Genomic DNA, 14,804 nt, shown 5'->3' with positions numbered 1-14,804 from the left:
CACGCTATCCCATCGACATCATCGCCGGCACCATAATCATCACCATCACAATGCCAAGCATCATAAAAAGCGGTGCAAGCAGTTTCGTTCCCGCCTCCTCTCCCATTGTTCTTGCCAGATTCTTGCGTGCTTCAAATGCATCTTCCATCTCCGCCGTGAGAATCGCCCGCAGATTTTTTATTCCTGAACGGCGATTTTGTTCTAAAAGGCTGCTGAGTTTCAAATACTGCTGCACCCCGCATCTTCGCCCGAATTCCCGAAATGCGACGGACTCTGAGATTCCATTTGCAAGTTCAAAGGATGTCTGGCGCATCTCCTCATAGGCGGCCCGCCGCTTCATCCTCTTTCCGATCACGGCTGACTCATAATCTCTGACCATGCGCTCCCATGCACTCCGCACCGTCAGTCCGGCACCGATTAAGACCATCAATTTTGAGATGAGTTCCGCGTAATCAAGAAGCAGTTCTTTTTCCCGGAGTTTCTCTTTTTTCTTCTGCTCGGCACTTTCCTGACTGAGCAAAAGAACTGCCATCACAATGCCTAGAATCGGAATCGCCGCATACATGTTTGTCTCTTTCTTGCGGTACGCCAGTTTTCTCCCCTCATACGTCTCGGGAAGCTCGATCCACGGTTTGCTCTGGTCATCCTGATCGATTCTTGCAATCTCCCTGATCAGACCTGATTTCAGCGCCTCCTCATCCGTCTGAATCTTTGGCATCAGCCGCAGAAAAATCAAATATTCCGCCTGATATCTGCCTGCGCTCATATGTACCTGAAGCTGTACCTCCTGCGGTTTTTCCACAATTTTTTCAATTTTTCCCGCAGCGCTGATCCACTCCGGATTTTCCGAATACCAGAGAAGACGGACCCCGGAGTCCTCCCAGCGTGACGGAAGTTTCAGATCTTCCCGGACTTCCATGAGAGAAGCATTCTTTCCGCGAATCTTCTCCTCCATCCCCTCCATGATCTCCTCAAATGTCTGCTCCGCCTCCTGCTCTGTATAAATCCGCTCTCCAACCTCTACAGCCAGATCAACCGGCTCTTCCAAAAGCCCATCTACTTGAATCTCATAAACCGCAGTTCCATCCCCATATCCGCCCCGCTCCAGACGATTATCGATGATCTCACGCTCCCCCTTCTCAAAAAAAACGAGCGCGCCGTACAGCAGGAGACTTCCCACCACACAGATTCCCGGAAGAATCCACCGCCTTCTTCCCTCTTTTCCCAACTTTATCTCATCCCTTCCTCCCCGTCTAAAAACTCTGTCCGCTACTTTCTCCGCCATCCCTATCAGACCTCAATCTCAAGAATCCTTCCCGCCATCCACACTGAAATCAGGTATACTGCCAGACAGCCGCTCATGAGTACTCTCCCCGCCATCGTCTGATACATCTGCTTAAAAAATCCCGGTGATGCTCCATCGACATAAAACACGATAAAAAATGGAATCAGGTTCATAATCTTCTGCTCAAATTTTCTCGACGCAGTCATTGTCCGGATCTCCTCCTTCACCTGCATCTTGTCCCGAATCATCTCTGCGGTATGGCGCATGATTCCGCTTAAATCTCCTCCACTTCGTTTTGCGACAGAAAACACTTCTGAAAAATTTTGGATATCTTCGATTCCACTCCTCTGTGCAAAATCTTCCAGCACCTGTTCCACAGAACGGTTCATCCTGATCTGATCATTCATGCATGAAAATTCTCTCGTGATCATTCCCTCCTCGCCGTAAAGCGTCACCAGTTCCTCCTGACTGACACGAAGTGCATTCTCAATCGAATAACCGGCACTCAGCGCTGAGGCAAGGATCACCATGCTCTCCTTAAACTGAGAAGCCAGAGTCAGAATCCGCTTTTCCTTTAACCGCCTTCGCTCATAGAACGGATAACAGAGTCCCGCCGGAAGAAGGATCAAAAATGCAACCAGGCTCCGGTAAAACGTCCACGCAACAAGCCCACACAGCCCGATTCCCTTTGCGAGCGCAAACAGCCCCTCCGTCAGCGACAGATGATACTTCTCATACTGGATAACCTGCTGACCGGAGTTTCTCGACTGAGCAGAGACTCCCGACCCGGACAAGACTTCCCCGGACTTTCTCCCGGAGCCGTCCTCCCTCGCTCCTCTTTTTTCCTTCATCCGATTCCTCCTCAAACCGAAACAGCGGATTTAACTGAATCTCCCCATCTTCAAAGTCTCCCACCTCAACAATCTCGAGAACCTTTCTGCTCTTATCCCGGAGTCTTCCGAGATGCACCATAATGTCAAGTGCGGAGGCAATCTGGCTTCTCACTGCCGGAAGCGGAATATCTGCCGCCATCAGAGTCATCGTCTCCAGACGGGAGAGCATATCTTTCGGACTGTTCCCGTGCCCGGTTGACAGACTCCCCGCATGACCGGTATTGAGTGCCTGAAGCATATCGAGACATTCTTTTCCTCTGACCTCTCCGACGATGATGCGATCAGGGCGCATTCGGAGCGCAGCACGAATCAAATCGCTGATCTCAATCGCTCCGTCTCCCTCCCCGTTTGCATTTCTCGTCTCAAGCCGCACCAGGTTCGGTACCTGACGGATCTGTAACTCCGCCGAGTCCTCAATCGTCACGATTCGATCTGTCTCCGGAATGAACGCGGACATTGCATTCAGGAACGAAGTTTTTCCTGATCCGGTTCCCCCACAGATAAAAATGTTATACCCCGCACACACAAGTTTTTTCAAAAACTCTGCCGCCTCCTCGCTCAGAGATCCCAGCTCCAAAAGACGCTGCACTGTGATTGGCTCGGGGAATTTTCGGATTGTCACCACCGGGCCGTCAAGCGCAACCGGAGGAAGCACGATATGGACACGGGAACCATCCGGAAGTCTCGCATCTGCAATCGGATTTGCCACATTGACAGAGCGGTTGATCCTGCTGACAATCTGCTGAATCATGTCCTCTAGCTGCTGGTTGCTGTCAAATCCCTCCTCCCATCTCGAAATTCTTCCATTCTGCTCTATGAAAATATGGTCTTTCCCGTTAATCATAATCTCTGTAATCTCCGGGTTATCCACGAGCTCCTGCAAAATATCAAGTCTCCGAAACGCATTCATAAGACGGTTTTTAAGTTCGAGTCTCCCCGCGAGAGGAAGATAGCGCACCCTCGCCTCCTCTTCCACCGCCTCCTCAATACAGGCACAGAGAACATCGTCCTCCACCTGGCTGCGGTCTCTCAGCTGAGCCCGGATTCTCTCCTTGATCTGCTCTAAACGCTCCCGTTTTTCAGACGTTCTCGACTCTTTCTCTTTCTGTCCCCTCTGTTCTCTCTTTCCATCCGCTTCCGCTCTCACTCAGTCCTGCATCCCCTTTTCTGATCTTCCGGTCATCTCCCTCACAAAGTCTCCAACCGGTCCCCAGAGCAGCTGTTCAAAATACTCTCCGGCAGAGACACAGTCCGACGGAAGCGGAAGTCTCAAAATCCGAATTTTCTCCCAGAGATTCATCCTGCCTGAGTCCTCAAGATACTGCCTCCACTGCTGAATCTTCGTCTCAGACACCACATCCTTCCGAATCGGTGCATACACAACATCACAGACTGCAAGAACTGCCTCGACATTTCTCAGAAAATGTCCAACATCCACAATCAGCACATCATATCCACACTCACGCGCAATCTTTTCCAACAGTCCGGCAACCTCTGCACCTTCCATCTGAGCGAGATCTTCCGCGTAGGCAACCGGCGGCACATAGTCGAGTCCCCCATAGTCATAGATCACGCTTCCGAGTCTCATCCTGTCAAAATCTCCCTGACGGCTGTAATAGACAAGATCCGAAAAACTTCCGGAATACTTCGTTCCCATCATCTGAGAAAAACCGGCGAACTCTTCCAGACTGAGAAAAAGCACTTTGCTGTCCCTCGAAAGTACCTGGCCGAGCGTGACGGAAAAACCTGTCTTTCCACACCGCCCAATCGGAGAATACACCCCGATCACCCGGCTCCGCGCACCCACGGCTGTCATCTGTTCCTCTTTTTCCTCCGTCTGATAACACGCCATCACCTCCCTCAGAATGCTGTCTGATGCCTGATACTTATAGACTGCCGGAGTGCCGCTCCTCACCATCGCCGCCTCCGAGAGACGTACAATCTGATGAATCCCAAGCTCGGTAAGTTCCCTCTCTTCCACCTCATCTCCGACAAGCAGAATCTCGATCTGCTGTCTCTGCGCAAATGCCTTCAGGCGCGCAAGACTTGTGAAAGCGATCGCCATAAAAGGCGTCGACTCCTTCTGGTTTATAAACTCCGAAAACCGCTCCGCATAAAACGGATCCACATCGTAGACTGCCATGATTCTCTTATTCATTCTCATCTCCTGATTTTCGCACAAATTTTTCACTGCCGTATCACACCCAAAACTCCTAACATCGTCAGATTTTCAGATTGCCCAGATAACAGATTGCCCCATGCACAAAGACCCCGGCTGCCAGACACGCTCCGAGAGGAATCTTCTCATGCCTGCTCATCTGCTCAAATTCCACATAGGGCTCGATCTGTCCCGTTCTCATCACCGTTCTGGCATACCGGAAAAGGCGGAAAAACCGGGTCACGCATCCAGCCTTCCCCTCTCCTGCTCCCGCAAGTTTCCATACTGCCCAAAGTGATGCAAAAAGCAGTCCGAGTCCAACTGCACAGAGCCCCTGCCAGAGCCCCAGATATCCTCCGATCAGAGATGCCAGCTTTCCATCCCCCGCTCCCATCATCCGAAAGCGAAACAGAAAAAAGCCTGCCAGCGCAAACGGAAATGCCCCCGGGAAAAATCTCCATCCTCTCAGCATAATCCCCAGAATCACTCCGAGAAGAATCCACCCGTTTTTTACTTTTCCGCTTTGCAAATCTGTCCATCCGGCTCCCGCTGCAATCACAAAAAGACTGGCAGCTGTCCGCCATTCCAAACAACATCCTCCTCTCTCCCGATCACTCATCTTTCGAGAAACACTTGATTCACTTAATTTTCCTGATTTTTCTGATTTTTCTGTAAAACTGTAAAAAATTTTAAATTCCGAAATATTTGCCGATTCGGCTGAATGTTCCTGACGCATCATCAGACAGCTGATGCCGGAAACAAAAGATAGAAAATCTTCCACCCGGAACAGGTGGTGATTGTTGTCTCATTATGGCACACACATCCCCAAACTGTCAATCCCCTTTTTCAAAATTGACATTTTCTCCAAATTTCCGACTGTTTTTTATATATTTTAACCAAAGCAGTCGGATTTCTGTGGCTTTTTTTAGTTGACGTTGCCCATAAATCGTGATAGAATGTTTTTAGTTTAATTTTTTAAACCAAAGGAGGATTTTATGACAAACGGCAAAGAGCTGGAATCTCAGTTTCACTGCTGCATGCCCCTCTTCATCGCCCTCGGAGATGAAGTACGTCTGGGGATTATCGAGACGCTGACCCGAGCGGATCAAAACGGGCAGACGGAAGGGCTCAACGTGAATGAAATTACGCGGCAGACCAGCCTTTCTCGTCCGGCAGTCTCCCACCACCTGAAAATTCTGAAAGATTCGGGACTCGTAGAGGTAAGGCGCTCAGGTACGTCCAATTTCTACCGTCTCTCCCTGATCGCCGGCACCCGCAAACTCATGCAGCTCGGCAATCTTGTGGAGGAAACCTTCGGCGACCGCTAGACAGGCCGCCCGGCAATCTGTCAAAGCTGCGAAGCCGCCTGACTGACTGGCTCCAACCAGATCAGACAGAAGCGTTCATTTGATGGATTTCCATCTCCTGTATAATTTTCCATTTTCGGAAAATACTAAAGCGAAACAGCAACACCAACCGATAACCAGACAGCCAGACCGCTGAATCGCTATATATGTATGCCAAAGGAGATGGAAGTATGTGGTCAGAAATTTTTTTCAGAAACTTTCAGAGTGACCTGCTCTCTTTAGAAAGCAAGAGACTGAAAGCAGAGATTGATCAGACACGGACTTCGATGGAATCTGCCCGGAATCATTTTGACCAGGCAACCGACCCGTCGCTGATTGACTGTTATATCTATGAACTGAATGCAGCTCAGCTGCGCTATCAGTTCCTGCTCCGTCGCTTTAAATTTCTTGAAGAATCCTAAACCAAAATAATCATCCATGAATTCTCGGATTTTTAAAGAACTTCAAAAAAGACATTTTAAGCGGTCTTCGGAGCTTCAGACTATATGATCCACATCAGGAGGACTTGCATTTATGAGCACTTGGTATGAAAAAGCTGTATTTTATCACATGTATCCGCTGGGAATGACCGGCGCACCTCGCAAAAATCACGAGGAGGGCGTGACCCACCGCTTCGAGGAACTGAAACTCTGGATTCCTCACATGAAGAAGCTGGGATTCACCGCTCTTTACATAGGACCGCTCTTTGAGTCCTCTTCTCATGGGTATGATACCCGCGACTTCCGCCTTGTTGACCGCCGTCTCGGTGACAACGACGATTTCATCCAGTTCGTGAAGCTCTGTCACGAATCCGGAATTCGCGTTGTCGTGGATGGTGTTTTCAATCACACCGGAAGAGAATTTTTCGCCTTTCAGGATATTCAGAAAAACCGGGAAGGCTCCCGCTACTGCGGATGGTATCGAAACGTGAACTTCGGATGGAGTTCTCCTTACGGCGATGGCTTCGGATATGATGCATGGCAGGGCCATTTTGAACTTCCATGTCTGAATCTCCAGAACCCGGAAGTCAAACAGTATCTCTTCGATGTGATCCGCTTCTGGATCGACACGTTTGACATCGACGGCATCCGCCTTGACTGCGCAAACGTGCTGGATTTCCAGTTCATGCACGAGATGCGTGAGCAGACCACACCGATGAAGGAAGACTTCTGGCTGATGGGCGAGGTCATCCACGGCGATTACGCGCGCTGGGTCAATGACGGCATGCTCCACTCTGTCACAAACTATGAGCTCCACAAGAGCCTCTATTCCGGACTCAACGACCACAACTTCTTTGAGATCGCCCACAATGTCCGGCGTCTCGAGGCAATCGGGAGAAAGCTCTACACGTTTCTTGACAATCACGACGAGAACCGCATCGCGAGCAAGCTGAAAAAGAAAGCTCATCTTCCGCTCGCCTACCTGCTTCTCTACACCCTTCCGGGCATCCCGTCCGTCTACTACGGCGGTGAGTGGGGCGTTGAGGGAATGCGCACCTCAAACAGCGACACCGAACTTCGCCCCTGCATCTCGATGGAGGAGGGCAATGCGATGGAGTGTGAGCTGACCGAATACATCGGAAAACTCGGAGAGATCCACGGCAGGGAGCCGGAATTCCACGGCGGTATCTATCAGGAACTTCTCCTGACCAACCGTCAGTACGCCTTTGCGCGCAAGGCAGACCACTCGATCACAGTCACTGCCGGCAACAGCGACGATGCGCCTGCCAACCTGTCCGTCCCGATTCCGATTCATGCGTCCACGGCAGAAAATCTGATGGATGGAACCATCATCCCGATTTCGAACGGAAGACTCAATCTCACATTACCAGGCAACAGCGGTGTTGTCCTGAAGATCACGGAGGAATAGGCTATGGCTGTCAAAGCTGTCAAAGATAAGAAAAAACAGGCAGGTATCGGAATCATCACGGAAGGTGACCGCTATCTGTTCGGGGAGGGCACCCACTATGAGATCTACAAAAAGATGGGCGCCCATCCTGCTACGGTGAACGGAAAGAAGGGCATATACTTTGCAGTCTGGGCACCTCATGCCGCTCACGTCAGCGTTGTCGGAGACTTCAATGGCTGGGATCCGGACGCGACACCGATGGAACCTCTCGAGACGTCCGGAATCTATGAGACTTTTGTTCCGGGCCTTGGCACGGATGAACTCTACAAGTTCACAATCACAACAAGCAGCGGCAAAGTCCTGTTCAAAGCAGACCCGTTTGCCCAGTACGCGGAGTACCGCCCGGGAACCGCCTCCATCACTGCAGATCCGTCGTTCAAGTGGACGGACGATACGTGGATGGAACATCGAAAAGAAGGCAATCCGCGCGAGCAGCCGATCAGCATCTACGAGGTGCATCTCGGCTCCTGGAAGCGCAAAGACCGTGAGGAAAAAGAGGGATTCTACACTTACCGCGAGGCAGCAGAAGAACTTGCAGCCTACGTTCACGAGATGGGATACACCCATGTCGAGCTGATGGGAATCGCCGAGCACCCGTTTGACGGCTCCTGGGGCTATCAGGTGACCGGTTATTACGCTCCGACCTCCCGCTACGGAAAGCCGGAGGACTTCATGTATTTCGTCAACTACCTCCACAAGAAGGGCATCGGCGTCATCCTCGACTGGGTTCCGGCGCACTTCCCGAAGGATGCACACGGACTCGCTGATTTCGACGGTCAGGCACTGTATGAATATGCAGACCCGAGAAAGGGCGAGCACCCGGACTGGGGCACAAAGGTGTTTAATTACGGCTGCCATGAGGTGTCCAACTTCCTGATCGCAAATGCCCTCTATTGGATTCACGAGTACCATGTCGATGGTCTCCGTGTCGATGCGGTTGCCTCGATGCTCTATCTCGACTACGGACGTCAGGACGGACAGTGGGTTCCGAACGAGTACGGCGGAAACCAGAACCTCGATGCAATCGAGTTCTTCCGTCATTTAAACAGCATCGTGGACCGCAGAGAGCACGGTGCAATGGTGATTGCGGAGGAATCCACCGCATGGCCTCTCGTCACCCATGATCCGAAAGTCGGCGGCCTCGGCTTTACGTTCAAGTGGAACATGGGATGGATGCACGATTTCCTCGAATACATGAAACTCGACCCGTACTTCCGCAAATTCAACCACAATAAGATGACTTTTGGTCTAACTTACTTTAACAGCGAGAATTTCATTCTGGTTCTCTCCCACGATGAGGTTGTCCACCTGAAGTGCTCGATGATCAACAAGATGCCGGGATCCCTTGAGGATAAGTTCAAGAACCTGAAAGCCGGCTACACCTTCATGATGGGACACCCGGGCAAGAAGCTGCTGTTCATGGGACAGGATTTCGGTCAGCTTCACGAATGGGACGAGAAAGTCAGCTTAAACTGGGAGGAGGCAGACGATCCGCTCCACAAAGACCTTCAGAACTACCTCAAGGATTTGTTACATATTTATCAAAAATATCCGTCTCTCTCCGAGGCAGATGACGACTGGGATGGCTTCCAGTGGATCAACGCGAACGACGGCGACCGGAGCATCTTCAGCTTTGTCCGTTACAGCCGCGACCACAAAAAGAGTCTCCTCTTCGTCTGCAACTTCACTCCTGTAGCTCGTCCGGATTACCGGGTTGGCGTCCCGAAACGCGGCAACTACACGCTTTTGCTCGACAGTGAGCACGGCATGTACAAATCTCCGCAGAAACCTCCGGTTCTGCGTGCACAGAAAAAAGAGTGCGATGGCCAGCCATACTCCGTGGCACTTCCGCTTCCGGCATACGGAACTGCTATTTTACGTTTTACCTAAACAAAAACGAATATTTTCTGACATTACTCCGCAGGTAATTTTTTTCAGGTTTAGAATTTCGTTAAAAAATTATCAAAAAGTAGATGACATTCTGAACGGTTTGTAGTAAAATGATATCGGCTGATTGAATAATTACCGAGACGGTAACGTGCGTACTTGGAATCTCCCTTTGCCTGCTTTTGAGCGGGGAGTGTTATCCTCAGAAGCAAACGCGTGGGAAGGACCGAGGGCGCATGAGTGGAGAAAGGAGAGTTTCGTATGGCAAAAGAATTAGTATCCAGTAACGCAACCAAACGTGTTTACCGCGATGGCGACAAGGCAATTAAGGAATTCTGCAAAGGATTCCCGAAAGCGGAAGTTCTGAACGAAGCTTTAATCAGTGCCAGAGTTGAGGAAATTGGGGGAATCAACATTCCGGCTACTCTGGCGGTATCCGTTGAAGAGAACGGATGCTGGTCCATCACAAGAGATTTCGTTGAGGGCAAGACCCTTCAGCAGCTGATGGACGAGAATCCGGACAAGATGGACGAATACCTGAATCAGATGGTTGATCTTCAGCTCATGATTCATTCCAAGACCTGTCCTCTGTTAAACAAGTTGAAAGACAAGATGACACGCCAGATCTCTGAGATGGAAGAGCTCAATGCAGTCAACCGCTACGATCTTCTGACCCGGCTGGACAGCATGCCCAAGCACACCAAGCTGTGCCACGGAGATTTCCAGCCAAACAACATCCTCGTAAAAGAGGACGGCACGATGTATGTGCTTGACTGGGTTCATGCAACCCAGGGCAACGCAAGTGCCGATGTAGCAAGAACTTACCTGCTGTTCTGCCTGAAGGATCAGGGCATTGCTGACAAGTACATGGACCTGTTCTGCGAAAAGACAGGCACGGACCGCCGGTATGTACAGCAGTGGCTGCCTCTGGTAGCAGCTGCACAGCTCACAAAGAAACGTCCGGAGGAATCCGAACTGCTTCACCGTTGGCTGAACGTCTGCGATTATTCATAAAGCCATTCTGTGAGACGCGGAGGGCGGATTTTCTGCCTGATGCCGATCCAGACCACCGGAGGCACCTGTCAGGATGCAGGTCCCGACAGGCCTCCACAATCGAAGGGCGGGGATTTTCCCCGTCCTTTTTCTTGTATATCGTGATTGCGGCAAAATTTAATTTGCGTTATACTGATTCATGAAACGCTTAAAAGGACTTAAAACTTATTTTCCTTTTGAGAACAGAATTTCCCGAGGAGGAACTTTTATGCAGAAAATTTTAGTATGTGACGACGATAAACAGATCGTGGATGCGATAGATATTTATTTGAGCGGAGAGGGATTCGAGGTTGTCAAAGCCTATGACGGCTATGAGGCACTCGAAATTCTCGATAAAGAACACATTGACCTGATGATCATCGACGTGATGATGCCGGGTCTCGACGGAATCCGTACAACGCGCAAGGTGCGCGAGACCAGCAGCATTCCGATCATCATCCTCTCCGCAAAGTCCGAGGACACCGACAAGATTCTCGGACTGAACATCGGGGCGGACGATTACCTCTCAAAGCCGTTCAACCCGCTTGAGCTTGTCGCCCGCGTCAAGTCTCAGCTGCGCCGCTATACCCAGCTCGGCAATCTCGCCCAGCAGACGAGCGATCAGGTCTACAAGTGCGGCGGCCTTGTGATCAACGATGACACGAAGGAGGTCTGGGTCGACGACGAACCGATCAAGCTGACCCCGATCGAGTACAATATTCTTCTGCTCCTCGTCAAGAATGCCGGAAAAGTCTTCTCAATCGACGAGATCTACGAGCAGATCTGGAATGAGGAGGCCATCGGTGCAGACAACACCGTTGCCGTACATATCCGCCATATCCGCGAGAAGATTGAGATCAATCCGCGTGAGCCGCGCTACCTCAAAGTCGTATGGGGTGTCGGCTATAAAGTTGAGAAACAGTAGGGGGCAGAGTGGAAAATCTGATGAGATGGAAAGATTGTTCTATGAGAATCAAAAAAAATTTTGCTGTTGTCCTTCACGTCATCTTTCTGTTTACTGTGGTCGCGGGCATCAGCATCATGTACCTGCACTCTCAGATCGGCGCCGGCATCGGCTGGATCTCGGACAACCGTTATGAAGATTCTGACGCCTTTCAGCAACAGTTTCAGAGTGACATCAATCACATTTTAAAATACGCTGCCTACCGGGATGTCTTCGAGTCGGACGGAAGTCTCGATTTATCAAAGCAGATGTTTTCCGTCTCCCGCGGTGATTCTCCGGAAGTCATCTACACGCTCGAGGAGGTTCTCCGGTACGCAAAGAGTCAGGGCTTTTATTTGAATGAAAATTTTGAGGTCGTAAACGACACATTTATCTACGACAATGCCTCAACCGCTCGCGACCAGTATGTCAACTGGAGAGCCTACGACCCGAATGCGACCCTGAAGGAGCCCGGAGATGCCTACACCTCTCTCTTAGACCTCTGCCGGGAGGTTTTAAACTGTCTGAGCGAATATTATACGGTTCACTACCGGATGCTTGTGAATCCGTCGAATTTTTATTTTCAGATTGTCTATCAGGATGAGGACCAGACAGAACCGGATGCAATTTTCTCCAACACCGGAAATATGACTCTCGATGAGATCAAAAATCTCGGACGCTACTGTTATCTCACAAGTGATTCAATCTTTATCGAGACAAATCTTGGCGAGATTCCGCAGAACATCACCGTCTCCATGGAGAATAACAACCTCTACGACGCAGACAGCTACTACATCATCGCAGCCGTGGATACCACCTACTCTGCCCCCGATGTCTATGCGGACCAGGCAGACGGATACCAGACACTGCGCAGCCATTTTCTCGAGGGTCTTGCTGCCCTGTTAGTCGGAATTCTCGGCTGTATTGTCACACTTTACTATCTGATTCTTGTCTCCGGATATAAGACCGAGGAGCGCGTCAATCCGTATCTCCACGGCTTTGACATAATCACAACCGAGAGCTGTATCGCAATGACCGCACTCAGTACCATGTTTGCCCTGTTTCTCGGCGAAAAAATCATTTACCGGCTGATTCACCTGCTCGTCGTAGAAGCCGAGTGGGATTACGCTGAGAGGATCACAAGAGCCCTGATTATCTACGGCTGCTGTATGACCGGCGCATTCAGTCTTCTGCGCCGTTACAAGAGCAGACAACTCTGGGAAAACAGTATTATCCACCATGTGACCCAGAACATCGAGACTTACTTTGCGAACGGAACATTCTCAAAGCGCCTCGCCTGCCTCTACGGCGGCTTTATCTCCGTCCAGGTTCTGGCACTCAGCCTGATCGGGCTCTGCCTCCGGTTCTGGCAGTCTCCGGCCGCCAAAGTCATCACCATCCTGCTTGCAGGCGGACTCATCGCCGTTGACTATCTCGCTTTTCACCGCCTCTATCTCTCCTCAACGCAGGAGGATCGGATTGCCGATGCAATCTCGATGATTGCGAGCGGAGACACCGGATATCAGATGGATCTTGACGGACTCTCAGGCAAAGAACTCGGGCTCGGAAAGATGATCAACAGCATTGGAACCGGGCTTGAACAGGCGCTCAAGGAACAGCTCAAGAGCGAGCGCATGAAGACAGACCTGATCACAAATGTCTCCCATGACATCAAGACACCGCTGACCTCGATCATCAGCTACGTCGACCTTCTCAAGCGGGAAAATCTCCCCGGGGAAAAGGTGCAGGAATACTTAAAGATTCTGGACCAGAAATCGCAGCGCTTAAAGAATCTGACCGAGGATCTCGTCGAAGTCTCCAAGGCAAGTTCCGGCAACCTCAAGCTGGATATGACGACGATCAATTTTGTCGAGATGATCTGGCAGACAAACGGAGAATTTGAGGAAAAATTTGAGACCCGCCACTTAGAGCTCGTCTCAAATCTGCCGGATGAATCGATTCTGATCCGCGCCGACGGGCGCAGACTGTGGAGAGTTCTCGAAAACCTTTACAACAACACGTTTAAATATGCGATGGAACACAGCCGTGTCTACACCGACATCGCAAAGGTCGACAACATGGTCTACTTCACAATCAAAAATGTGTCCGAAAACCCACTGAACTTTCAGGCAGACGAGCTGACGGAACGTTTCGTCCGCGGAGATGTCTCCCGTGCAACGGAAGGAAGCGGTCTCGGTCTCTCGATCGCAAAGAGTCTCACGAAGCTCCAGAAAGGCACGTTTGAGATCATGATTGACGGCGACTTATTCAAAGTCAGGGTCGGTTTCCCTGTTGTAGAAAAAGTAGAAAAAGTGGAAAAGACAGAGAAATAAGGCAACGAAAAAGCAGTCGGTTAAGACTGCTTTTTCTGCTATCTTTTATTCGGTTATCTCCATTACGCTCTGATTCAGACTTTGTTCAAATTGGCTTCCCGTGGCACTTAACCCATGGATCTCGGGCTCATCGAGCGGCGCTCCAGATTCTTTGCCTTCTCCGGTGCCTTCTTGATAACCGTGCTCTTGCTTCTCGGGCGTCCAAAAGACTCTAACTCTTCCATCGTCATCCGGACTCTCTCTCCTTTCTGTTTCGGCATGAGCTTCCTGATCTCCTCCACCTTATTATTACTCTGCAATATGCTGTTAAACTTCGCATCTTTATCTTTCAATTCTTCCATTTTATCCAACTGCTTCGCATACTCTTTAACCTGGGTGGCTAACGCTGAAACTGCAGCCATTCGCTTACCGGCCTTGGTATTCGGATCCATAAATTTATCTGTGATCTTCTTATCAGACTCGCTCTTTCCCTTCAGCTCTTCATTCAGCTCATCCATTTTCGGATACTCACCATTTTTCTTTGTGTAGAAACGATCCGTCTCTTCTACAAACAAGGATATGCAGCCCCTGAAGAGAGTGTGTGTACGCCTCATTCGCCTCCGGAGAATCAAACTTTATTCCCTCCATTATTTTACGAAACTGATCTAACTGTCCTTTTACTTTTGTATCTCGATCCATCTCGATCCCACCTTTAAAATTTTGTCATCTATCAAAATCGCAGAGTACCACGCCTGACCAACCGGATCAGACGTGGGTGAATGCGTAATGATTTTAAAATATTTTAAATCATTTATTTTTTTGATTATTGATATATTCTTTTACCGCAGTACTCGTTCGGTCACTGACAGTCCCAATAAAATAGCTTAAACTCCAAAAATATGGCTTCCAATAATAAGGTTTCAGTTCTTCTGCAAATTGTTTCCTGATATTTCGAGAAGATGCAGATTTAAATGCATTTACAAATTCTGCAAGATTTAAATTTGGCTTTGCATCAAACAAAATATGAATGTGATCCGGCA

The 14,804-nt window shown here is 49.9% G+C and carries 14 protein-coding genes; 7 read left to right on the top strand and 7 right to left on the bottom strand.

Annotation, left to right across the window (positions count from 1 at the left end; all coding sequences use genetic code 11):
- Window positions 1-4: 4 nt before the first annotated feature.
- The 5 genes from ACR0QE_RS00070 to ACR0QE_RS00050 form a co-directional block, all read right to left on the bottom strand.
- The gene (locus ACR0QE_RS00070; protein ID WP_432626352.1) at window positions 5-1,228 is read right to left on the bottom strand and encodes a hypothetical protein; all 1,224 of its coding nucleotides are present in this window, start codon (window positions 1,226-1,228) and stop codon (window positions 5-7) included.
- A 62-nt stretch (window positions 1,229-1,290) separates the two neighbouring features.
- Entirely contained in the window at window positions 1,291-2,136 is an 846-nt protein-coding gene (locus ACR0QE_RS00065; RefSeq protein ID WP_432626350.1) for a type II secretion system F family protein, read from the bottom strand.
- Entirely contained in the window at window positions 2,018-3,235 is a 1,218-nt protein-coding gene (locus ACR0QE_RS00060; protein WP_432626500.1) for a CpaF family protein, read from the bottom strand. The genes ACR0QE_RS00065 and ACR0QE_RS00060 overlap by 119 nt, the downstream gene beginning before the upstream one ends.
- 90 nt (window positions 3,236-3,325) lie before the next feature.
- On the bottom strand, window positions 3,326-4,336 hold the full coding sequence (locus ACR0QE_RS00055; RefSeq protein WP_432626349.1) for a hypothetical protein: 1,011 nt from the start codon (window positions 4,334-4,336) through the stop codon (window positions 3,326-3,328).
- Between the two features lie 64 nt (window positions 4,337-4,400).
- A complete protein-coding gene (locus tag ACR0QE_RS00050) occupies window positions 4,401-4,925 on the bottom strand; it encodes a hypothetical protein (RefSeq protein ID WP_432626348.1) in 525 nt (174 codons plus the stop codon).
- A 406-nt stretch (window positions 4,926-5,331) separates the two neighbouring features.
- Between ACR0QE_RS00050 and ACR0QE_RS00045 the strand changes: the two genes are divergently transcribed.
- The 7 genes from ACR0QE_RS00045 to ACR0QE_RS00015 all read left to right on the top strand — a co-directional run bounded on the left by ACR0QE_RS00045 (window position 5,332) and on the right by ACR0QE_RS00015 (window position 13,785).
- Entirely contained in the window at window positions 5,332-5,664 is a 333-nt protein-coding gene (locus tag ACR0QE_RS00045) for an ArsR/SmtB family transcription factor (RefSeq protein WP_432626347.1), read from the top strand.
- 209 nt (window positions 5,665-5,873) lie between these two features.
- The gene (locus ACR0QE_RS00040; protein ID WP_432626346.1) at window positions 5,874-6,104 is read left to right on the top strand and encodes a YaaL family protein; all 231 of its coding nucleotides are present in this window, start codon (window positions 5,874-5,876) and stop codon (window positions 6,102-6,104) included.
- Between the two features lie 112 nt (window positions 6,105-6,216).
- Window positions 6,217-7,551 carry an alpha-amylase family glycosyl hydrolase gene (locus ACR0QE_RS00035; RefSeq protein ID WP_432626345.1) on the top strand — a complete coding sequence of 445 codons (1,335 nt, stop codon included), beginning with the start codon at window positions 6,217-6,219 and terminating at the stop codon, window positions 7,549-7,551.
- Window positions 7,552-7,554: 3 nt separating this feature from the next.
- A complete protein-coding gene (gene glgB / locus ACR0QE_RS00030) occupies window positions 7,555-9,480 on the top strand; it encodes a 1,4-alpha-glucan branching protein GlgB (protein ID WP_432626344.1) in 1,926 nt (641 codons plus the stop codon).
- Between the two features lie 258 nt (window positions 9,481-9,738).
- Window positions 9,739-10,491: a phosphotransferase family protein gene (locus ACR0QE_RS00025; RefSeq protein WP_432626343.1), complete on the top strand. Its 753-nt coding sequence runs from the start codon at window positions 9,739-9,741 to the stop codon at window positions 10,489-10,491.
- 247 nt (window positions 10,492-10,738) lie between these two features.
- Window positions 10,739-11,434, top strand: a complete 696-nt coding sequence (locus ACR0QE_RS00020; protein WP_432626342.1) for a response regulator transcription factor — start codon at window positions 10,739-10,741, stop codon at window positions 11,432-11,434.
- Between the two features lie 41 nt (window positions 11,435-11,475).
- On the top strand, window positions 11,476-13,785 hold the full coding sequence (locus ACR0QE_RS00015; RefSeq protein WP_432626341.1) for a sensor histidine kinase: 2,310 nt from the start codon (window positions 11,476-11,478) through the stop codon (window positions 13,783-13,785).
- A gap of 107 nt (window positions 13,786-13,892) precedes the next feature.
- On the opposite strand, the gene ACR0QE_RS00010 is transcribed toward ACR0QE_RS00015, so the two are convergent.
- Together ACR0QE_RS00010 and tnpA are read right to left on the bottom strand one after the other, a co-directional pair.
- Window positions 13,893-14,339: a hypothetical protein gene (locus tag ACR0QE_RS00010; protein WP_432626340.1), complete on the bottom strand. Its 447-nt coding sequence runs from the start codon at window positions 14,337-14,339 to the stop codon at window positions 13,893-13,895.
- Window positions 14,340-14,571: 232 nt separating this feature from the next.
- The coding region (tnpA, locus tag ACR0QE_RS00005) for an IS200/IS605 family transposase (RefSeq protein ID WP_432626339.1) at window positions 14,572-14,804 on the bottom strand (233 nt) is incomplete at its 5' end.

Origin of the sequence: Brotaphodocola sp. (assembly GCF_050873065.1) — a bacterium.
Classification (GTDB): Bacteria; Bacillota; Clostridia; order Lachnospirales; family Lachnospiraceae; genus Brotaphodocola.
This window is presented reverse-complemented; position numbering and strand designations above follow the sequence as displayed.

Bases quoted from the DNA above. Each gene is read 5' to 3' on its own strand.
- ACR0QE_RS00065 (WP_432626350.1), bottom strand. From the start codon at position 2,136: ATGAAGGAAAAAAGAGGAGCGAGGGAGGACGGCTCCGGGAGAAAGTCC.
- ACR0QE_RS00055 (WP_432626349.1), bottom strand. From the start codon at position 4,336: ATGAATAAGAGAATCATGGCAGTCTACGATGTGGATCCGTTTTATGCG.
- ACR0QE_RS00045 (WP_432626347.1), top strand. From the start codon at position 5,332: ATGACAAACGGCAAAGAGCTGGAATCTCAGTTTCACTGCTGCATGCCC.
- ACR0QE_RS00040 (WP_432626346.1), top strand. From the start codon at position 5,874: ATGTGGTCAGAAATTTTTTTCAGAAACTTTCAGAGTGACCTGCTCTCT.
- ACR0QE_RS00035 (WP_432626345.1), top strand. From the start codon at position 6,217: ATGAGCACTTGGTATGAAAAAGCTGTATTTTATCACATGTATCCGCTG.
- glgB (WP_432626344.1), top strand. From the start codon at position 7,555: ATGGCTGTCAAAGCTGTCAAAGATAAGAAAAAACAGGCAGGTATCGGA.
- ACR0QE_RS00025 (WP_432626343.1), top strand. From the start codon at position 9,739: ATGGCAAAAGAATTAGTATCCAGTAACGCAACCAAACGTGTTTACCGC.
- ACR0QE_RS00020 (WP_432626342.1), top strand. From the start codon at position 10,739: ATGCAGAAAATTTTAGTATGTGACGACGATAAACAGATCGTGGATGCG.
- ACR0QE_RS00015 (WP_432626341.1), top strand. From the start codon at position 11,476: ATGAGAATCAAAAAAAATTTTGCTGTTGTCCTTCACGTCATCTTTCTG.